Annotated in this window: 14 protein-coding genes and 1 tRNA gene; 9 read left to right on the top strand and 6 right to left on the bottom strand. The window is 69.2% G+C overall.

Annotated elements, in window-relative coordinates; translation table 11 throughout:
• Positions 1-3 precede the first annotated feature (3 nt).
• Positions 4-312: a Sec-independent protein translocase protein TatB gene (gene tatB, locus KUV67_13225; GenBank protein ID MBY6205846.1), complete on the top strand. Its 309-nt coding sequence runs from the start codon at positions 4-6 to the stop codon at positions 310-312.
• Positions 287-1,072: a twin-arginine translocase subunit TatC gene (gene tatC / locus KUV67_13220; GenBank protein MBY6205845.1), complete on the top strand. Its 786-nt coding sequence runs from the start codon at positions 287-289 to the stop codon at positions 1,070-1,072. The genes tatB and tatC overlap by 26 nt, the downstream gene beginning before the upstream one ends.
• A 505-nt stretch (positions 1,073-1,577) precedes the next feature.
• On the opposite strand, the gene KUV67_13215 is transcribed toward tatC, so the two are convergent.
• From KUV67_13215 to KUV67_13205, 3 genes are all read right to left on the bottom strand, one after another.
• The gene (locus KUV67_13215; GenBank protein ID MBY6205844.1) at positions 1,578-2,711 is read right to left on the bottom strand and encodes a hypothetical protein; all 1,134 of its coding nucleotides are present in this window, start codon (positions 2,709-2,711) and stop codon (positions 1,578-1,580) included.
• A 42-nt stretch (positions 2,712-2,753) separates the two neighbouring features.
• Entirely contained in the window at positions 2,754-6,092 is a 3,339-nt protein-coding gene (locus KUV67_13210; GenBank protein ID MBY6205843.1) for a hybrid sensor histidine kinase/response regulator, read from the bottom strand.
• 210 nt (positions 6,093-6,302) lie between these two features.
• A complete protein-coding gene (locus tag KUV67_13205) occupies positions 6,303-8,729 on the bottom strand; it encodes a TonB-dependent receptor (protein ID MBY6205842.1) in 2,427 nt (808 codons plus the stop codon).
• Between the two features lie 247 nt (positions 8,730-8,976).
• Here KUV67_13205 and KUV67_13200 point away from each other — a divergent pair, with 247 nt between their 5' ends.
• Positions 8,977-10,290 carry a GntP family permease gene (locus KUV67_13200; protein ID MBY6205841.1) on the top strand — a complete coding sequence of 438 codons (1,314 nt, stop codon included), beginning with the start codon at positions 8,977-8,979 and terminating at the stop codon, positions 10,288-10,290.
• Between the two features lie 5 nt (positions 10,291-10,295).
• On the opposite strand, the gene KUV67_13195 is transcribed toward KUV67_13200, so the two are convergent.
• Together KUV67_13195 and KUV67_13190 are read right to left on the bottom strand one after the other, a co-directional pair.
• Entirely contained in the window at positions 10,296-12,080 is a 1,785-nt protein-coding gene (locus KUV67_13195; GenBank protein MBY6205840.1) for a DUF885 domain-containing protein, read from the bottom strand.
• Positions 12,077-12,943 carry a vitamin K epoxide reductase family protein gene (locus KUV67_13190; protein MBY6205839.1) on the bottom strand — a complete coding sequence of 289 codons (867 nt, stop codon included), beginning with the start codon at positions 12,941-12,943 and terminating at the stop codon, positions 12,077-12,079. The genes KUV67_13195 and KUV67_13190 overlap by 4 nt, the downstream gene beginning before the upstream one ends.
• 144 nt (positions 12,944-13,087) lie before the next feature.
• Here KUV67_13190 and KUV67_13185 point away from each other — a divergent pair, with 144 nt between their 5' ends.
• The 4 genes from KUV67_13185 (at position 13,088) to KUV67_13170 (ending at position 18,000) form a co-directional block, all read left to right on the top strand.
• Positions 13,088-13,711 carry a TetR/AcrR family transcriptional regulator gene (locus KUV67_13185; protein ID MBY6205838.1) on the top strand — a complete coding sequence of 208 codons (624 nt, stop codon included), beginning with the start codon at positions 13,088-13,090 and terminating at the stop codon, positions 13,709-13,711.
• A 22-nt stretch (positions 13,712-13,733) separates the two neighbouring features.
• Positions 13,734-14,861, top strand: a complete 1,128-nt coding sequence (locus tag KUV67_13180) for an efflux RND transporter periplasmic adaptor subunit (protein ID MBY6205837.1) — start codon at positions 13,734-13,736, stop codon at positions 14,859-14,861.
• Positions 14,858-17,872 carry an efflux RND transporter permease subunit gene (locus KUV67_13175; protein MBY6205836.1) on the top strand — a complete coding sequence of 1,005 codons (3,015 nt, stop codon included), beginning with the start codon at positions 14,858-14,860 and terminating at the stop codon, positions 17,870-17,872. Before KUV67_13180 ends, KUV67_13175 begins: the two co-directional genes overlap by 4 nt.
• Positions 17,873-17,925: 53 nt before the next feature.
• Positions 17,926-18,000: transfer RNA gene (locus tag KUV67_13170), tRNA-Val, on the top strand.
• Between the two features lie 134 nt (positions 18,001-18,134).
• On the opposite strand, the gene KUV67_13165 is transcribed toward KUV67_13170, so the two are convergent.
• Complete coding sequence (locus tag KUV67_13165; GenBank protein ID MBY6205835.1) at positions 18,135-18,995, bottom strand: hypothetical protein; 861 nt, start codon at positions 18,993-18,995, stop codon at positions 18,135-18,137.
• Positions 18,996-19,133: 138 nt separating this feature from the next.
• Here KUV67_13165 and KUV67_13160 point away from each other — a divergent pair, with 138 nt between their 5' ends.
• Together KUV67_13160 and KUV67_13155 are read left to right on the top strand one after the other, a co-directional pair.
• Positions 19,134-20,219: a phospholipase A gene (locus KUV67_13160; protein ID MBY6205834.1), complete on the top strand. Its 1,086-nt coding sequence runs from the start codon at positions 19,134-19,136 to the stop codon at positions 20,217-20,219.
• 5 nt (positions 20,220-20,224) lie between these two features.
• On the top strand, positions 20,225-21,115 hold the full coding sequence (locus tag KUV67_13155) for an alpha/beta fold hydrolase (protein MBY6205833.1): 891 nt from the start codon (positions 20,225-20,227) through the stop codon (positions 21,113-21,115).
• The last annotated feature ends 123 nt before the right edge of the window (positions 21,116-21,238 follow it).

Genomic DNA, 21,238 nt, shown 5'->3' with positions numbered 1-21,238 from the left:
TCCATGGGCGGCGTCGGGTTCACCGAATTGCTGCTGCTTGCGGTCGTCGCACTGATCGTGCTCGGTCCGGAGAAGCTCCCCGGTATCGCGCGCAAGGCCGGTCAGCTGACGCGCCAGGCGCGACGCGCATGGCAAGGATTGCAGTCCGAGCTCCAGGCCGAGCTGGATGCCGACCACAATCGCCGGATCATGGAGGCCACGTCGCGCCAGGAGGCCGAAAGGAAGTCGGCTGCCAAGCAGGACGGCAGCGCCGACAGCGATTCGCGCGACAAGGAACCGAAGGCCGATGACGACGCCGACCGGTCCGACTGAATCGGAGATCGATGCGGGCGTCGATCAGGAACTCAGCCTGATCGATCACCTGCTCGAGCTCCGCACGCGCCTGATCCGCGCGGTCCTCGCGGTCGTGCTGTGCATGCTGGCCATGGTGCCCTTCGCCCGCACCCTGTACTCGATCGTGTCCGAGCCGCTGGTATCGCGCCTGCCCGAAGGTTCGAGCATGATCGCGATCGACGTCGCCTCGCCGATCTTCGCGCCGTTCAAGCTGGTCATGGTCCTGGCCCTCCTTGTGGCCATGCCCTACGTCATCTACCAGCTCTGGGCGTTCGTTGCCCCCGGCCTTTACCAGCACGAGAAGCGGCTGGCGCGGCCGCTGCTGTTCGCGGCCACCGCGCTGTTCTACCTGGGCTGCCTGTTCGCGTACTTCCTGGTCCTTCCGCTGATCTTCGCGTTCATCACCAAGATCGCCCCGGACGGCGTGGCGGTGATGACCGATATCACGCGCTACCTGGATTTCGTCATGGTGCTGTTCCTGGCCTTCGGTTTCGCCTTCGAGGTGCCGGTGATCACCGTCGTGCTCGTCGCGATCGGCGTGGTCACGCCCGAGGGCCTGGCGAAGGCCCGCGGCTACGTCGTCGTCGGCGTGTTCTTCGTCGCCATGCTGATCACCCCGCCGGACGTGATCTCCCAGACGCTGTTGGCGATCCCGGTCTGGGCCCTGTACGAACTCGGCATCGTGTTCTCGAAGATGGTCGTCCGCGATCGCGAGGCGACGAAGCCCCCGGGCGACTGACGGGCAGGATGGCGTAAGAGAACCGCCGGTATCGATCAAGTGCCCCCCTCACCGCGGAGAACGCGGGAGGACGCCCCAAAAAACAAGAACAACCGCAGATGAACGCGGATGAACTCGGATAAGAACAACTGCGGAAGCGATGTGCAGTCCGGGGCGCTGCGGGCGCAGGTCCGTCAGCCAGGCAAAGCCGCTCGTTCGGAACGCTTTCACCGCCTCGCTTCCCTGCATTGGTGGCACCAGAGAGCTCCGGTGGCGATCATGACAAGCGGATTCGACCATCGGTGAGCGCGGAATAAACGCGCTCGGATCGGGCTGAAGCCTTCGATCATTGTTCTCGCGCAATGCGCATGTCGGGCCACGGTGACCCGAACCCAGCACGCCCAGGCCCCATGGCACCGGCGCTCTTCCGCACTTCAATCCGCGTTCATCTGCGGTCAAAGCACTTTTCAGCTCATGCGCGCCCGACAGCGGTTGAAGTGTTTCCGGCGACCCGCCGGCCGCCGGCTCACCCTTTCGCGAGGGTCATCCGGATCGCGTCGACGAAGATCGCCCCGAGCTTGGCCGAGCGGGCCGGCGACCAGCCGATCTCGGGCATCGGATGGTTGGCCGCGTCCTTGAACGGCATCTCCAGGGTCATGGCCAGACAGCCGAAGGTCTCGGCGACATAGTCGGTGCACTTGCGCAGGTCGGCGCTGCCGGGCGGATCGACGTCGTAGCCGTGCTCGACCTGGAAGTCCGGCGACAGGTCCGCCAGCAGCGACTTGAACGCGTCGAGGTCGGACTGCATGGATTCGTCCCAGCGCGGCACGCCCTCGCCGCCGGCGATGAAGTTGTACGGCAGGCCTTCGTCGCCGTGGACGTCGAGCGCAAAAGCCACGCCGGTCTCGTGCATCTTCGCGCGCACGTGGAACACCTCGGGTGACTCGTCCTCGTCCGGATCGCGCCAGGCGCGGTTCAGGTTCACTCCGCGGGCATTGACGCGCAGGTGACCGCGGACGCTGCCGTCCGGGTTCATGTTCGGCACGACGTAGATCACCGCTCGATCGAGCAACGCCCGGGACGCCCCGTCCTCGGGGTCGAGCAGGCGCTCGAGGAAGCCCTCGACCCACCACTCGGCCATGGTTTCGCCCGGGTGCTGGCGCGCGGTGATCCAGACCGGGATCTTGTCGTCCCCGGGCTCACCGACCGTCAGCAGGGTCAGCGGCCGGCCGTCGGGTGTCGCACAGAGCACCTCGCTGCGTACGTTCGGCGAGTCGCTGGCCGTGGCGATCAGCCACTGGTGGCGTTCGAAGCTGTACGGGGCGAAGTAGGCGTAGGACACCTGGTCGGCTTCGGGCGTGTGTTCGATGACCAGCTGTGTACCGTCGAAGGTGGTCGGCACGCGGAACCAGGTCTCGCCGTCGATCGACGCGACCGCCCGGTAGCCCTCGAAGCCCGAGGGATAGGACATCTCGCCGGCGTTCTCGATCGTCATCCGGCACGCCCGGTCCCGCGCGTTGCACAGCTGGAAATGGAACCACTGGGCATGGCGGTCGCCGACGTCGCGGCGGATGCGCAGCCGGAGTTCGCCCGGCTCGTCGGCGGCGACCACCTCGATGTTGCCGCTATCGAAGCAGCTGGAAACGTTCAGTCTGGCCATGGTTCGGACACTCGGTGAGACGGACCCCACAGGGTAGCCGACTCAGGACGGGCCGTTGCGGCTGCCGCCGGCCCGCAGATGGTGGAGCAGGCTCTTGAGCGCCAGCGGCCGGATCGGCTTGTGGAGCAGCGCGCAGCCGGCCGCTCGCGCGGCGCGGCGCACCGCCGCTGCATGGTCGGCACTGACCAGCACCGCGGGTGCCGAAATGCCCCGGTCGCGCAGCGCCTGCAGCACATCCATGCCGGTTCGCCCTCGATCGAGATGGTAGTCGAGCACCAGAAGATCGAAGGGGCCGGAGTCGCGAGCGGCGGCCAGGGCCTCGTCGTGGCTGCCGCGGGCGACCGTGTCCAGCCCCCAGTCGGTGAACAGGGCCTCCAGCGAGGCCCGCATGGCCGGCTCGTTGTCGACCAGCAGCACGCGCGACGGCGCCGGGTCCATGGCGGCCGGGCCGGATGCATCGGCCTCGCCTGCGGTCTCCGCTGCCGCTGCCGGCAGCACGACGCCGAACAGCGTGCCCCGCCCTTCCCGGCTTTCCAGCACCAGGCGGTGATCGAGCAGGCGCGCCATGCGATCGGAAATGGCCAGGCCCAGACCGAGGCCGGGTGCTGCGTCGTCCGGGTCCAGCCGGCGGAACTCCTCGAACACCTCGACCCGCGCCGATTCGGGGATCCCCGGACCCGTGTCCCAGACGCCGGCCAGCACCGAATCGCCGCGACGGCGAGCGGCCAGGAGAACGCCCCCTCGATGGGTATACCGGACCGCGTTGGACAGGAAGTTCTGCAGGATGCGCCGAAGCAGCTGCGGGTCGCTCTCGACGAAGCGGCCGGAGCGCCGCCACCTCAGAACCAGGCCCCGCGCTTCGGCCAGCACCCGGAACTCGCCGGCCAGCTGCTCGAACAGGTCGTCGAGCGCGAACCGGGACCGCCGGGGTTCCAGTCCGCCGGCATCCAGGCGGGAGATGTCGAGCAGCGCCGCGAGCAGGTCCTCGGTCGCACCGAGGGCGCCGCTGATCTGCTTGAGGACCCGGCGCGGTGCCTCGGCGTCGAGCCGGGCCGACAGCGAGTGGGTCATCAGCTGGGCCGCGTTCAGCGGTTGGACGAGATCGTGGCTGACGGCGGCAAGAAAGCGGCTCTTGGCCGCGTTCGCCTTCTCGGCCTGGACCATCGCCTCGCGAAGCTCGGTGGTGCGAGCCGCGACCCGTTGCTCCAGCGTCTCGTTGATCCGTTTCAATTCGCTTTCCGCCCGTCGAAACGCCGTCACGTCGGCAAAGGTGGCGACGAAGCCGCCGCCCGGCATCGGATTGCCGCGGATCTCGATGATGCGGCCGTCGGGCCAGGATCGCTCGATCCGATGGGCCGTGCCGGCCCGCTTGTGGGCAAGACGGCGCTCGATGGCCGCATCGAGGTCCTCGGTTTCGACCAGGCCTCGGCGCGCGTTGTGGCGCAGCAACTCGGCCACCGGCCGGCCGACCCGGATCAGCTCCGGCGGGTAGTCGAACAGGTCGAGATAGGGACGGTTCCAGGCCACCAGACGAAGGTCGGCGTCGACCACGCAGATGCCCTGGCTCATGTTCTCCAACGCGCCGGACAGCACGGCCTGGCTGAACTGCGCCTGTTCCGCGGCCTGGCCGACCAGTTCGGCCACCGTATCCAGCGGGGCCGGCGTGCGGCGCCGCGCAGCGTCGAGCAGCAGCCGCGCCGACGCCGCGCCGACCACGGCGGCCAGTTCGTGCTCGACGGCGCGCTCACGCTCCAACGACCCGGCGCCGAGCACCTGAAGCAGGCGCCGGCGCTCCGGCGACAGGAAGCGTTCGGCCAGACCGTCGAGCACCGAGTCCGGCAACGGCACATCGTCGTTGGATGGGCCAACCGGCGACCATCGCCGGGCCGTCGCCGCAACGATCGCCAGGTTCACGAGCAGGCTGGCCAGGACCGCGCGCGGCAGGGCGTCGAGACCCGCCAGCCCGAACAGGCCCGACGGGGCCAGCCAGGCCGGCCATCCAGCGCCCGGGTCGGGCGGACCGGTCAGCGGCCAGAGCAGCACGTAGGCCCAGACCGCCACGCCGCCGAGCAGGCCGGCCAGGATCGAGCGCGCCGGCAGGCCGGGACGATAGACCGCAAGCACCACCGCCGGGGCGAGCTGGGCCAGCCCCGAGAAGGACAACGCGCCGATGTCGGCCAGCGCCTCGGCCGACCCGCTGAGGCGGCTGTAGACGTAGGCCAGCATCAGCACGGCAACGATGCCGACCCGGCGCTGGATCCGCACGGGGATCAACAGGTCGCGGCCCGATGCGCCGGGACGCTTGAGGAGCAGCGGGGTGATCCAGTGGTTGCCGAGCATGATCGACAGGGTGAGGCTGGCCAGGATGACCATCCCGGTCGCAGCGCTGAGACCACCCAGGAACGCGAACAGCGCGAGCGCGGACTGCTCGTGGGCCAGCGGCAGCATCAGCACGTAGAGGTCCGGGGCCACCCCGGCGTCGCCGAGCAGGGCCACGCCTGCGCGCGCGAGCGGCAGCACGGGGAGAGCGATCAGCAGCAGGAACACGGGGAACAGCCAGCGGGCGGTGCGCACGTGGCGCTCGTCGCGGCACTCCACCACGCCGATATGGAACTGGTGCGGCAGCGTGAACATCGCGAGCGCGCCGAGCAGGGTCAGCGTGGCGAAGGACGCCGGCTCGCGGAACGGCAGCTCCGGCGTGCGGGCCGCGAGGTCCAGCGGGCCCTGGAACAGGCCGAACACCACGAACAGGCCCAGGGCCAGCATCGCCGTGAGCTTGAACAGGCTCTCGAAGCCCATCGCGAGCACCAGCCCCCGGTTGTGGCCGGTCGCCACGGCGCGACGCGTTCCGAACAGCACGGCGAACAACGCCATGACGACGGCGACGTAGAACGCCAGGTCCTGCCAGGCCGCACGACCCGCCTCGTTCTCGGCCAGGCCGGCAACGGTCCCGAAGCTCATCGCCACCGCCTTCAGCTGGAGCGCGATGTACGGCACCATCCCGAGCACCGCGACCGCGGTAACCACGGCGGCCAGGGCCGAGGACTTGCCGAAGCGACTGGCGATGAAATCGGCGATGCTCGTGGTGTTGTGGCGCTTGCTCAGGCGCACCAGGCGGATCAGGAACGGCCCGCCCAGCGCGAACAGCACGATGGTGCCGACGAAGGTGGGCGGGATCGGCCAACCGGAGCGCACGGTCTGCGTAGTGACGCCGTAGAAGGTCCACGCGGTGCAGTAGACCGCCAGCGACAGCGAGTAGACCACCGGCCACCAGGCGCGGGATCCGGCCGGGCGGCGCTCGCCGAACACGGCGACCGCGAACAGCAGGCCGAGCCAGGTCAGGCCCGCCAGCGCCAGCAATCCGCCGGACAGATCGCTCACGGCCCGCGCGGGATCCGGCCGAGCACCGGCAGAGGCTGTTCTTCGGGCCGTCGGAGGGGGACGTTCATGGGGCTAGCCTAGCGTGTTTCGCCGACCCGGACGCCCGCCGGGGCCGGCAAAGAAAACGGGCCGGCAGGGCCGGCCCGGAACGGGTGTCGTCAATGGGAGTCTTGCATCACCCGACGCACGACGTGGGAAGAAACCCGCGCGTCAGAAGTTCACTCGGCCGGTCAGCGTGATCGTGCGCGGCGGGCCGTAGAAGGCGTTGGCGATGCCTTCCAGGCCCAGGGTCGATGCGCTGCCGTCCGGCGTCGCGAACAGGTAGCCGGAGGTCTTGTATTCCTCGTCGGCCAGGTTGCGGCCGTAGAGGCCGATTTCGTACTTGCCGTCCAGGCGCTTCCAGACCAGGCTCAGGTCGTAGAGCGAGTAGGCGTCCTGGTCCAGGAATTCCGACGGCGTTTCGAACTGATTGGTTTCGCCGCGGTAGGACCAGCCGCCCAGGATCGAGAAGCTGCCGGCGACGTTGAACCAGTTGACGGGGCGGTCGTACTGCAGACCGAGGTGGGCGGTCCAGTCCGGCGTGTTCTGGAATTCGCGCTGATCGGACACGTCCTGCAGCGCCTGCGCGCCGCTGGCCGGATCCGTGACCAGGGCGATGAACTCGTCGTACTCGGCGTCGATGTAGCCGATCGCGGTCCGTGCGGTGAACGAGTCACCGTCGGTCATGAGGTTGCGGCCGAGCAGCGCGGAGCCCTCGAACTCGACGCCCTGGACCGTGGCCTCGCCGGCGTTGGTGGTGACCCCGGCGAAGGTATCGGACAGGCCGTCCCCGTCCGTGTCCACGCCGATCGAGCCCGGCACCTGGATATCCGTGTAGTCGCTGTGGAACACGGCCAGGCTGGTCGAAACGCGGCGGTCGAAGAGGCTGGACTTGATGCCGACCTCGTAGGTATCGACGATTTCCGGCTCGAACTTCATGAACTCGAACACCTCGCCCTCGGACACGGTGCCGTCGCCGTCGAAGTCCGGCGCCGCGGTGGTCAGGCCGCGGGGATCGAAACCGCCACCCTTGAAGCCCTGGCTGTAGCTCGCGTACAGGTTGTGGAACTCGTTCGGCTGCCAGGCCAGGCTGACGCGCGGCGTGAACTCGGTGAACTCCTCTTCGCCGCGGAAGTCGGACGTCGTCGCGATCGGCACACCCATGCCGCCGAAGCGCGGCGAATTGCCGCCGACGAAGGTCTGCCGCAGCACCCGCGAGTCGCGCTCGTCGCTCGTGTAGCGTCCGCCCAGCGACAACTCCAGCCCGGTGGCGAGGCCGAAGTAATCGGCGAGGTCGATGCTGACGTCGGCGAACACCGACCACGACGAGGTATCGACGTCGCCCAGGGTGAACGCATTCAGGCCCGGCAGGTCGATCAGGTCGCCGGTTTCGGCCAGCAGCACGTCGAAGGCGTTGAACGCGTTGGCGTCGAGGTAGTAGAAACCGGCCACGCCGCTGACCCGGTCGGCGGTGAACAGCAGCTGGAACTCCTGGCTGAACTGCTCGTTGGAATAGTTGACCGGAACGTCCACGTCGGCAGCCGGCAAGGCATCGAAGTCGATCTGCTGCCAGTTGTCGTCTTCGCGATACGCCGTGATGCTCTTGAACAGCCAGTTCGGGTTGATGTCGTACTCCACGGTCAGCGCCGCACCCTTCTGCTCGGCCTCGTGGCGGCCGGCGATCCCCCCGCGGGAATCGTAGACATCGTCGAGCACGGGGGCGCCCGAGAACAGGCCCGGAATCAGGCGATGCCCGCCGACGGGGCTCGAGTCGTCTTCGCTCCAGTCTCCGGCCAGGCGGACGAACAGGTTGTGCGTCGGAGTCCACTCGGCGCTGGCGCGAATCGCCAGCAGGTCCTTGTCGTAGTTGTCTTTGCCGGTGGTCAGGTTCTCGCCGAAGCCGTCGCGATCGAAGGAAGCGATCGACGCGCCGACGGCGAAGGTATCGCCGATCGGCATTTCGCCGGAGGCGATCAGGTCGGTCTGCGAGAAGCTGCCGATCGAGGCCTCGAGGCTGCCGGCCGGCTGGCGCCCGAGGCGGCGGGTCACGTACTTGATCGCGCCGCCGATCGTGTTGCGGCCGTACAGCGTTCCCTGCGGTCCACGCAGGACCTCGACCCGCTGCACGTCGTAGATATCGAGCACCACGCCCTGCGGGCGGTTCAGGTAGACGTCGTCGAGGTAGATGCCGACCCCGGCCTCGAAGCCGGCGACCGGGTCCTGCTGGCCGACGCCGCGGATGAAGGTCGACAGGGTGTTGCTGGTTCCGCGCGAGATCTCGATGGTCGCGTTCGGCACCACCTGATTGAGGTAGGTGATGTCCTGGGCGCCGCGATCCTCGAGGTCCTCGCCGCTGATCGCGGTGACCGAGATCGGTACGTCGCGCAGGGTTTCCTGGCGACGTCGAGCGGTGACCTCGACCGCGCCGAGATCGGCAGCCTCCTCGGTCGACGCGCCCTCTTCGTCACCGCCATCGTCCTGCGCGTGGGCCAGGCCCAGGCCCAGGCTGAGTCCGGTGACCAGCGCAAGGCGGATCGCGCGATCCAGGACGCGGACGCGGTTCGTTTCATCGAATTGCATGGAAACGGAAGCTTTCATTGTCGACCTCGGGTTCGGTGTTCTTGTTGGGTGACGAGCGACGGCCGTATTTCGAACACGGTCCGGCACCGATACGTCGCAGTCTACGAACGGAGGTCGCGATGAGAATTGGACCAAGGTACAGGGGACCGTCGGCACCGTCCGCCGACGCGGAGCGGCCCCGTTGGACCTTGGTACAGTGTTCGCCGTTGCGCCGTCGCCGCACCATGAGGTCCTGTCAAGAACGCAATCGCAACGGACACGCCTCATGCTGAGTCTGATCGGGCTGCTTGGCGGCCTCGCCCTGCTGATCGTGCTGACCATGCGCGGGATGAGCCTGTTCGTGGCCACCCCGCTGTGTGCGTTGCTGGTCGCGCTGACCAGCGGCATCGCGCTGCTGCCGCCGCTGGCCGCCGAGGACGGCGTCAACCTGGTCGGCCAGTACATGAGCGGCTTCACCGGCTTCATCGCGGCCTGGTTCTTCATCTTCTTGCTCGGCTCGCTGTTCGGCAAGCTGATGGAGTCGTCGGGAGGCGCGGAGAGCGTGGCCCACTGGATCGTCGCCCGGCTGGGCAGCGCCCGCGCTGCACTGGCCGTGGTGCTGGCCTGCGCGGTGCTGACCTACGGCGGGGTCAGCCTGTTCGTCGTCGCGTTCTCGGTCTACCCGATGGCGCTGGCGCTGTTCCGCGATGCCGACCTGCCCCGCCGCTTCATTCCCGCCACCATGGCCTTCGGCTCGGTCACGTTCACGATGACTTCGGCCGGGTCACCGGAAATCCAGAACTGGATTCCGGTCGAGTTCCTCGGCACCAGCCCGCTGGCGGCGTGGCAAGCCAGCCTGGTGGTCGCGATCTTCATGGCCGCGACCGGCTACGTCTGGCTGAAATGGATGCTCGATCGCGCGGTCGCGCGCGGCGAGTCGTTCGAGGCGCGTGACTTCGACCCCGCATCGGGCCGCGGCGACCTGCCCCACCCGGCGCTGGCCGCGGTACCGCTGCTGGTCGTCCTGGGGATTTCCTTCACGACCCACGACGCGCTCGGCACCTCGGCCCTGATCGTCGCGCTGCTGGCCGGCTGCCTGGCCGCTGCCGCGATCAACCTGCGTCACCTGCACGCGCCCGGCGAGGCGCTGGCCGAAGGCGGCACCGGCGCGCTGATCGCCATCGGCAACACGGCCGCGGTGGTCGGCTTCGGTACGGTGGCCAAGGCGGCGCCGGCCTTCGAGACGGCGGTCGACTGGGTGACCCACCTGCCCGGCAACGGCCTGGTCAGCGCGGCGATCGCGGTTTCGGCGATCGCCGCCATGACCGGCTCGGCCTCGGGCGGCCAGGCGATCGCCCTGCCGATCCTCGGGCCGCACTACATCGACCAGGGCGTCGATCCGGACCAGCTTCACCGAGTGGTCGCGATTTCCTCCGGTGCGCTGGATTCGCTGCCGCACAACGGTTACGTGGTGACCACGATCCGCGCCATCTGCGGCGAGACCCACGCGGCCGCCTATCCGGCCATGGGCGCACTGACCGTGGTGGTTCCGCTGGCCGGCCTGGTGCTCTGCCTGGGGCTGTTCGCGATCGGCCTCTGAGCCGGTCAGTCGGACGCTTCGGCCGTCGACGCGCCCGCGCGGGCTTCGATCCAGCGCTCCATCCGTTCTTCCAGTGCGTCGAGCGGCATCGCGCCCTGCCCGAGCAGGTGGTCGTGGAACGCGCGAAGGTCGAAGCGGTCGCCCAGGCGGGCCTCGGCTCGAGCGCGCAGGTCCCGGATCAGAATCTCGCCGGTCTTGTAGGCCAGCGCCTGGCCCGGCCAGGCGATGTAGCGCGTGACTTCCGTACGGACGTTGTGCGGGGCCAGTGCGGAGTTCTCGAGCAGGCAGGCCTCGGCCCGTTCACGGGTCCAGCCGAAGTAATGCATGCCCGTATCGACGACCAGCCGGCAGGCCCGCCACATCTCGTAGGTCAGCCGGCCGAAGTGCTCGTAGGGCGTGGTGTAGATGCCCATGTCGATGCCGAGGAACTCGGTGTACAGGCCCCAGCCTTCGCCGAAGGCCGTGATGTAGGTGTTGCGGCGGAATTCCGGCACGTCCTCGAGCTCCTGCGACAGCGCGTTCTGGTGGTGGTGCCCGGGCACCGCCTCGTGCAGCGTCAGGGCCGGCAGGACGTACAGGGGGCGCTGGTCCAGCGCGTAGGTGTTGACCATGTACCCGCCGGCGACGCCGTTCTCGAGGTCGCCCGGCCAGTAGCGGCCCGTTGTATAGGTCGGCGCAAGGTGCTCCGGCACCGGGCGTACGCCGTAGGGCAGCCGCGGAAGACGGCCGAAGAACTCGGGCATCCGGTCGTCGGCGCGCTTGGCGATCCACGCCGCCCGCATCAGCAGCTCGTCGGGCGTCTCGGCGTAGAACCGTGGGTCGGTCCGAAGGAAGGCCAGGAACTCGGCGAAGCTGCCCTCGAACCCGACCTCGTCGACGATGGCCTCCATCTCGCCGCGGATGCGCTCCACTTCGGCCAGGCCCTGGGCATGGACCGCTTCCGGCGTGGTGTCCAGGGTGGTGTGGCGGCGGACCAGGGCGCGGTACCAGGCCCGGCCCCCGGGCACGTCGGAGATGCCGATGCTCTCGCGGGGCTCGGCCAGGTACTCGTCGCGGAAGAAGTCGGCCACCGCGGCGTAGGCCGGCAACACCTTTTCCTCGATACGAGCGCGCGCCTCGGTCCGCAGCCGTTCTCCGTGTTCCGCGGCCAGGTGGGGCGGCAGCGCGTTCATCGGCGCGATCAGCGGGCTGTCGTCGGGCCCCGAAGCGATGATCGTGTCGAGCTGGACCAGGACGGCCTCGACCACCTGGGCGGGTTGAACGAAGCCGTCCTCGACCCCCTTGCGCATCCAGTCGACGTGCGCGGCCAGCCACGCCGGCAGCGCATCGAGCCGGGCGAGCCAGGCCTCAGCCTGTTCGAGGGTGGCCGGCCGGGTCGACGCCGCGACGTAGAGGGGCGTGGTGAAGAACCCGGAGTCGTTGACGAAGGGAACGCGCTCGGGGTCGAAGGCCGCGGCCTCGACGTCGGACGCGAGCAGGTAGTCCAGCACCGTATGGCTGGTGCGGTCGGCGGGGTCGAGGGCATCGGGGTCGATGGCCCGGAGACGCTCGAGAAACCCGCGCGCTCGCGTCCGGCGGCGGTCGACCGCCGCCGGGGTCGGATCGGGCCAGCGGGCGAGGGCCTCCAGGTCGCCGCGTCGACCGGCCTCGATCGGGTTCTGTTCCAGCCGCCAGGCCTCGTAGTCGCCGACCAGGCGCTCGAAGGCCCGGGTCGCGCCGTCGTCGGCGGCGACGGACGTGCCGAGGACCAGGGCGAAAAGCCCCAGCCGCAGCGGGCCGAGCGGGCTCACTGGCCGCGCTCCCGCTGCCACTCCCGGTAGCCGGAGTAGCGGGCCAGCTCGTCGAGACTCAGGACGCGCGGGTAGCGCTGGCCGTCGATGATCCAGGTCGGGTAGCCGGAGATGTCGTTGAACACGCACTCGGAGGCCACCGGGCCGCGCCGGCCGCTGGGCGAACATTCGACGTAGGGCAAGCGATCGGCCGAGCGACCGAACAGGTCGCGCTGGTCCTGGCAGTTCGGGCACCAGAACGCGCCGTAGTACTTTGCGCCGGTGGCTTCGAGGTGCTCGGCCAGGCCGCGCAGGCGCGGGTCCTCCGGCGGCTGCAACAAGCCGTTCTGCCAGGCGTAGAGGCCGCCTGAAATCACCGCCCCGACCAGCAGCAGCGCGCCGGCGAAGCGCGGCCAGGGTTCGCCCGGCGCCGATTCCGGGCGCCGGGCGAAGACCGCGATCAGCAGCGCCAGCATGACCAGCTGGGAGGCCAGGCACCAGGCGCACCAGGCATCGAGCACCAGCAGTCCGGTGAGGGTGAAGTACAGGCTGACGGCCGTACCCACGGCGGTCAGCCAGGCCAGCCGGCGCCACCGCTTCAGCCGGGCCGGCAGCAGCGTGGCCGACCACAGGATCGCCAGGTACCAGACCAGCCCCCACAACGCAACGGGCAGACCCAGCAGCGTGCCGTAGCTGCTGTTCTGGACCAGGTCGCAGCCCGAATCGGGGCCGCAGAACGGCGGCGCCTCGGTGATCATTCCCGAAACGGTCATGAACCCGGTGATCAGGACCCCGACGGCGGCCAGCACCGCGACGAGGCGATCGGGTTCGGGGGCGGCTTTCCGGGCGGGCGGTGGGGAGACGGACTTGCGCTTGCGGCTCATGGGCGGGTCTCGTGGTTCGACAATTCGACAGGCGGACCAGTCTACTCAAGCGGTCCCGGCGTGTCGCCCACTGCGTGGCGGTTCCGGCCTCGGCCCTGCAACGTCGGAATTGACCGGCCGGCCAGTTCATGCGAGACTTGCCGCATGAATACCGCCACCGCAACCCGTGATCCGGACCTGACCCGCCGCCAGATCCTGGCCGCCGCACTCGACCTGTTCGTCGAAAACGGCTTCGCCGACGTGTCGATGCGACAGATCGCCGAGAAGAGCGGCGTGACCAAGAGCCTGATCCATCATCACTTCGGCTCCAAGGACGCGCTTTGGGAGGCGACCAAGGAGCAGGCGCTGGCCCAGTACGCGGCCGAACAGAAGCAGGAACTCGAGCAGGCCGGCGCACCGGACGGCCGCCTGCTGCGCGACGGGGTGGTCAAGTATTTCCGGTTCCTGCAGGACAACCCGCAGGTCGCCCGACTGCTGGCCTGGACCCACATGGAAGGCGACACCACCTGCGGCGAGATGGATGCCGAGCTGGTCCGCCTCGGCGCCCAGCGCGTCCGCCAGGCCCAGGAAGGCGGCGTGTTTCGCGACGACGTCAACCCCGTTCACGTGGTCACGCTCTTCATCCTGGTCTGCACCCAGTGGTTCCAGGCGCGCACCCACCACGGCCAGTGGCCGGGGATGGGCTCCGACGACGAGTTCCTGGACGACTTCCTGAAGATCTACATGGACGGCCTGTCGCCCGACGGCCCGCGCAGCGCAACCCACTGACCCCGTTCGAGGACCGAAGCCGATGACCGCCCGCGTTCCCCCGATTGCTGACCGGCCGACCAGTTCGTTCCATTCGAAGCCGATCGCGTCCGCCGTCCTGTCCATCGCACTCCTGACCGCACTGCTGGCGGCCGCCGGGTGCAGCGAGTCGGAGGAACCGCAGGCCGCGGCGAGCCCGCCGCCCCGCCCCGTCGAAGCGGCCCCGGTGATCGAAGTCCCGGCGGTGGAGACGATTCGCTTTCCCGGTGTGACCCGGGCGACCCGGCGCGCGACGCTGTCGTTCCTGCAGGCGGGAACCCTGGCCGAACGCCGGGTCGAGCGAGGCGATGCGGTCGAGGCCGGCCAGTTGCTCGCGGTGCTCGACAATCCGCGCCTGCAGCCCGGGGTCGCAGCCGCACGCGGCGCGCTGGCCGAGGCCGAGACGCGACTGGCCCAGCTCGAACGGGACACGGAGCGCCAGGCGCGACTGGTGGAACGCGAGCTGGTCGCCGCCGACGACCTCGAGCAGGTGCGCGCCCAGCGCGACGCCGCCGCCGCCGCGCGAGACCAGGCCCGGGCACGCCTCGACGAAGCGATCGCACAACTCGACGAAGCCGCCCTGCGCGCGCCCTTTGCCGGTCGGATCGCCGAAACGCACCTCGAACCAGGCGACTTCGCCGCCGCCGGCCAGGCGATCGTCGACCTGGTCGACACCACCGCACTCGAGATCGAGGTCCGGCTGCCGGCGCAGCGCGCGTCCGGCCTCCGCACCGAACTGCCCGGTCGGGCGGTTCGGCGCGTCACCGACGGCGCGACCACCGATGCCCGGCTCGCCTCCCTCGGCCGCGCATCGCCCGGCCGCACGGCGCCGGCCGTTTTCACGCTCGTGGGCGCCGACGGCTTCGCGCCCGGCGATCCCGTCGAAATCTCGCTCGACTTCGCTGCCCGCCCCGGCATGGCCGTGCCGCTCTCGGCGGTGGTCAATCCCGGGACCGCGATCCATCGCGTCTTCCGGGTTCGCGACGGCCGCGCCGAGTCGGTCGCGGTCCAGGTGGGGCGACTGCAGGGCCGTCACGTGACCGTGTTCGGCGACCTCGCGCCCGGTGATCGGGTGATCGTCAGCGGTCAGTCGCAGCTGCTCGACGGGGAACCGGTCCGGGTGCTGCCGTGAGCTGGCTGAATGCGGCCCTGGAGCGCCGCCGGCTGGTGCTGGCCACGGTGCTGCTGCTTTCGCTGATCGGCGCGGCCGCGTGGTTCGGCATGAACCGCCAGGAAGATCCCTTCTTTCCCTACCGCTATGCGCAGGTCGTCGTGCAGTGGCCGGGCGCCGAGCCGGCCGAGGTGGAGCGGCTGGTGCTGAACCCGGTGGAAGAGGAGCTGGCGCAGGTCGAGGAGGTCCACGAGATCATCGGTGCGGCGCGACTCGGCGTCGCCGTGCTGACCGTGGGCCTGGGACAGCACGTCTACGACACCGGAAGCGCCTGGGACCGGGTGCGCGTCGCCCTGGATCGGGCCCAGCAGAGAATTCCGCCCGAGGCCGGGACGATCGAGCTCGACGATCGATCCATGGACGCCCACGGGATCGTGCTCGCGATCACCGGCAGCGACGATCCACTGGTTCGCCTGGACGCGGCCCGATCGATTCGACGCGACCTGTTCGGCCTGCGCGACATCGCGCGGATCGAACTGCTGGCCGACCCCGGCGAGCAACTGCTGATCCAGCTCGACCCGTCCCGGGCGAGCGCCGTCGGCCTGGGCCCGGACGCCCTGATCGCCCAGCTGGCCGAGCGCAACCGGACGGTCGCGGGAGGAAGCCTCGACGTGGACGGACGATCGCTGCTGGTCAACCCGTCCAGCGACTTCGATTCGCTCGACGAGCTGGCCGCCACGCCGATCGAACTCGCCGACGGGGCGCTGGTGCCGCTTTCGGACATCGCCTCGGTGTCGATCGTGCCGCGCGAGCCGGCGACCGAGCGGATGTGGATCGACGGCCGGCCGGCGATCGGGCTCGGCATCGTGATTCCCGACAACCGGGTCAATGCGGTCGAGTTCGGCCGCGACGTCCGCGCATTGATCGAACGCATCCGGCCGCGCTACGAGCCGCTGGTCATCGAAGAGATGTTCTACCAACCGCGCTGGGTCGAACAGCGCCTGTCCGAACTCGGACGATCGCTGGTCATCGGCGTCGTGACCGTCGCAGTGGTGCTTCTGCTGTTCATGGGCCTGCGCCTGGGCCTGCTCGTCGCCAGCCTCCTGCCGCTGGTCACGTTCAGTGCACTCGCGCTGTTCGCGATCGGCGGCGGCGTGCTGCACCAGATGGCGATCGCCGGCATGGTGATCGCCCTCGGGATGCTGGTCGACAACGCCATCGTGATGGCCGAAAACCTCCAGTACCATCTCGATCGCGGCCTGCGCCGCGCCGCCGCGGGAGCACGTGCCGTGCGCGAACTGGCCGGCCCGCTGACCGCCGCCACGGGCACCACGCTGGCGGCGTTCACGCCGTTGCTCCTGTCACGCGGCGACACGGCCGACTTCACGCGCGGCATTCCGATCATGGTCATGCTGGTGCTGACCGTGAGCCTCGTCTACGCGCTGACCGTCACCCCCCTGTCCGGCGCGATCGTGTTGCACGCGAACCCGGGCACCGACCGGCGCGCCTCGCGCTTCGAGCGGATCGGCCGGCGTCTCGGCGGAATCGCCACCGGCCGGCCCGGGCGGGTCCTGATCGCCGCTGCGCTGCTGCTCGGCGTCGCCGCAACGCTGGCCCAGTTCCTGCCGCGCGACTTCTTTCCATCGACCGACCGTAATCAACTGATCGTCGACCTGCGGTTCCCCGAGGGCACGCGGACCACCTATTCGGCGCTGCAGGCGCGCGGCCTCGCCGGCCAGCTGCGCGAGCGCGAGGACGTCGAGGCCGTCCATGTCTTCGCCGGCTTCAGCGGACCGCGGTTCTACTACAACCTGATCGGCATTCCCGCATCGCCGCATCTCGCCCGCCTGGTCGTCATCTCTCGCGACTCGGCCGACCTCCCGGACCTGATGCACGACATCCGCCGCATCGCGCCCCGGTCGATTCCCGAAGCCCAGGTCATCGCCCACCGACTCGGCCAGGGCCCGCCGATCGACGCGCCGGTCGAGCTTCGGCTGTACGGGCGCGATCCGGACGCGCTGCACGAAGCAGCCCTGCTGGTGATGCGGGTGCTCCGAAGCGTGCCCGGCGCCGAGGACGTGCGCCACAAGCTCGGCACCGGGATCCCGTCGCTGGACTTCGAGATCGACATCGCCGAGGCCCAGCGTTTCGGCGTGACCCGGGCGAAGGTCGCGCGATTGCTGGCCGACGCATCGCTGGGCCGTTCCTTTTCGGTCTGGCGCGCCGGTACCGACCCGATCGACATGCGCCTGCGAGCACCGGAAGGCGAGGCCTTCGCGGCCGAGGCGCTGGCCGGGCTGGAGGTCGCCACTCCGGATGGTCGCACCGTCCCCCTGGCCCAGTTCGTTCGCCCCGCGATCGGCTTCCAGCCGGCGGTCATCGAGCACCGCGACCTTCAGCGCTTGACTTCGGTGCTGGCCGAGACCGCCGACGACGTGACGGTCTACACCGTGCTCGATGCCTTCGAGCGGGCGATGCGCGACGAAACGCTGCCGGACGGAGTCCGCCTGGCGATCGGCGGCGCGGCCGCCGAGGCCGGCGACGCGAACTCCGCGCTGTTCTCCGCCCTTCCGATCGGCGCGGTCCTGCTGCTCGCATTCCTGCTGTGGCAGTTCAATTCGTTCCGCCTGACCGCGCTGGTCCTGGTCACCGTGCCGCTGGCGGCGGTCGGTGTGGTGCCCGGCCTGCTTCTGGCCGGCCAACCGTTCGGCTTCACCGCGATGCTCGGCGTCGTGGCACTGGTCGGCATCGTCGTCAACAATGCCATCGTTCTGCTGGATCGGGCCGAGCGGGAACGACACGAAAACCGGCACAGTGCCCAGGACGCCATCCGGGCGGCGATCGAACGACGGACGCGGCCGATCCTGATGACCACGACCACGACGGTGCTCGGCCTGCTGCCTCTGGTGCTGACCGAATCGACGCTGTGGCCTCCGATGGCCTGGGCGATCATCTCCGGCCTTGTGATGTCGACCGCGCTGACGCTGCTGGTGATTCCTGCGCTCTACAGCGTGCTGTTCGGAAAACGCTGAGGCGCACGGACTGCCCATCGCGGCGGAATTTCGGTACACTATGCGGCCATTTCGGGCGATTAGCTCAGCGGGAGAGCACTGCCTTCACACGGCAGGGGTCGCTGGTTCGAACCCAGCATCGCCCACCATCACCCCGAAAGAACCCCGGCCGTCCGCCGGGGTTTTTTCATGCGCAGTTCCGCTGCAGGATTCGGACCGGTCCGGACAAGAAAAAGCCCCGGCGAGGCGCCGGGGCTCTACATGAACTACGGGTGAGGCGGGATCAGCCGGTACGGCGCACCAGCATGATTCCACCGAGGGCCATCAGCACCAGCACCAGGGCCACGAAGCCGTAGCGGCTCATGGTCGGTACCGGCACACCCACACCTCGCGCCGACGGCGCCGGGTGCACGAAGCACTGAGCCGTGTCGGCGACCACGGTGCCCGCGGTATTGCAGGCGTAGGTCAATCCGTCATCGGCCGCGGCGTTCTGGATGCCGGTGGTCGAACCGGAACCGTCTTCCGGGTTGCCGGCCAGGTGCTGGAAGACGATTTCGTAGCTGTCGTCATACAGGATGGCCTGGAAGGACCACGGACCGCCGCCGCCGAAGTGGGTCACGTTGTTCCACTGGAACACGTGGCAGCCCAGACCGCTGACCGGGAACTGGTCCGACGGGCGGGGGCAGTTGGCGAAGTACTCGTAGAAACCGTCCGAGATCAGGTCGTCGTGCATCGGGTAGATGCGGGCTCCGCCGCCGGTGCTCGGCGTCGCAGGGAGCGGACAGTCGTTCGACAGGTCGGGACCGGTATCGGTGTTGTCGGTCGACAGGTAGCCGTTGGACGCCATCACGAGTTCGGTGACCTGGGTCCCGTAGAAATCGAAATCGGTCGGGATCGGGATCGGGGCCGAAGCGACGTCGTCCCCGCTGAAGGTCGGCGCGCCGGATGCGGAGATATCGACGAAATCGAACTGGCAGGTCGCACCGCTCGAATCCGAAAACGTGTATCCGAAGTTGTCACCGACGACGCCCTGGGTTCCGGGCTCTACGCTGTTGCCGGACGACGGTGGATCCTTCGGCTCCTGAGCAACTGCACTGACGGCCAGCGAAATCGCGGCCGCGGCAAAGATGGACTTCCGTATCATGGGGCTTCCCTCGCTTTATATTTGGCTGTTCAACTCGTCCTGTCTGTGGCTCTTCTGGTCCCACGCGCTAGGCGCTTCTTCGGAGCATACTCCAACATGCAATCCATCCGCAAATCCCGTTTTGCACGAATTTCACGCGTGATCGCGTGCGCGGCCCTGGCCCTGCCGGCGGCCGTCGCAGCCCGGGACGCGAGCCCGCCCGACGACGCCATCGAACCGCTCGCGCTACCGCAGGCGGTCGATGCCTGTCGCCGCCTGGACGATCCGGACCGCCGGCTGGCCTGCTATGACGCCCTTCCGGGCGCCGAGGTGTCCCGTTCCGCCGAGGAGCGGGCCCGTATCGAGCTGGACGAGGAACGTCGACTGGCCGCCGCCGGCGAGCAGGGGCTGGAATCCCTGCCGAGCGCGGACGACGACGAGACGCCGTTGACGCGCTCGGCCATGACGCGAGAATGGGAACTCGACGATGCGACCGACGGCGGCCTGCTGCACCTCCGGCGGCATCGACCCGTCTACCTCCTGCCGGTGCGCTGGAGCAATCGCCCGAACCGGGCGCCCTTCGTCGACCTCCCCGGCGCGGTCGCCCCGTCTCCCCGCAGCATCAACGAGGCCGAGGTCAAGTTCCAGTTCAGCCTGAAGACCAAGTTCGCCGACAACCTGGTCGGCGACAACGTCGATCTGTGGGCGGCCTATACGCAGCAATCGAACTGGCAGGCGTACAACTCGGTCGAGTCGGAGCCCTTTCGCGAGACCAACTATTCCCCCGAACTCTTCGCCAGCATCCGCACGGGCGTCGACCTGCTGGGCTGGCGCTGGCGGATGGTCAACCTCGGTTTCATGCACCAGTCCAATGGCCGGGCCGACCCCCTTTCGCGCAGCTGGAACCGGGTCTACGCCACCTTCGGCTTCGAGCGGGGCCGCTACCGCCTGCTGGTGCGTCCGTGGTGGACGGTCCGCGGCAGCGACGACGACAACCCGGACATCGACGACTACCTGGGCTGGGGCGACATCCGCTTCGACTGGTCGCGCGGCCGGCACGACTTCGGCCTGATGGGCCGCTGGGCCCCCGGCGAACGTCGGGGTGCCGTCCAGTTCGACTGGCACTACCCGCTGTACGGTGACCTCAAGGCCTACCTTCAGGTCTTCAGCGGCTACGGCGAAACACTGATCGATTACAACCATCGACAGACGACGATCGGCATCGGCATCTCGCTGGTGCAATAGGGACGATGGCGCACGAAGAACGCACCGTCGCCGTGGAGGCGGACGACGGGCACCGTTTCGAGCTGATCGAGATCGGCCCGAACGAAGGCCCGACCCTGCTGTTCCTGCCCGGCATGGGCATCAGCGCCCGCAACCTGATTCCGTTCGGTCGAATGCTCGGTGAACGGGGCGTGCGGGTTCTGCTCCACGAGTGGCGCGGAAACGGGTCGTCCTCGCTTCGAGCTCGTAGAGGCGTCGACTGGGGCTACGACGAACTGCTCGATCTCGACCTGCCCGCTGCGATCGCGGCGGCGCACGAGGGTGCGGGACACCGCGGCCTGTGGCTCGGCGGCCACAGTCTAGGCTCGCAGCTGGCCTGTCTCGCCGCGGCACTCGCGCCCCGCCGCATCGAGGGGCTCGCACTCGTCGCCGGGGGCGCCCCCTACTGGCGCTGCTACCCCGCTCCGGCCGGCATCGGCCTGCTCGCCATGCTGACGCTCCTGCCGGCGCTCGTCCGCGTTCTCGGCTACTACCCGGGCAAGCGGCTGGGGTTCGCCGGAACCGAGGCCCGGCAGCTCATGCTCGACTGGGCCCGCACCGGTCGAACCGGACGCTACGCCTGGGGACGACCTACGCGCGACGAGGATCCTGCCCTGGCGCGGCTGGCGCTCCCGGTCCACGTCGTTGCCATGGAGCACGACCGCTTCGTGCCCAGGGCGTCGATGGAGTGGCTGCTCGGCAAGCTGACCGCGGCGCCGGCAACGTGTAATGTCGTCACCGATTCAACGCAGGGCCGAAGCGCCGACCACTTCGGCTGGATGCGAAGTCCGTCGGCCACCGCCGCGATCCTCGCGCCGCGCATCCACGGAACCGCCCCGGCACCGGACGATCCGACCGACCCGGGCGAACGCCCATAAAAATACGGGCGCCCCCTGGGGACGCCCGTTTCGATGCAGTCGATCAATCGATCGATCGCGGTCGCCAGCGACCGCTGACCGGTCAGATCATCCGACGAACCTGCAGGCCGCCGGCGATCATCA

Source organism: Halomonas denitrificans, from assembly GCA_019800895.1.
Classification (GTDB): domain Bacteria; phylum Pseudomonadota; class Gammaproteobacteria; order Xanthomonadales; family Wenzhouxiangellaceae.
Note: the sequence above shows the minus strand (reverse complement) of the source record. Positions and strands in the feature narration are given on the sequence as shown.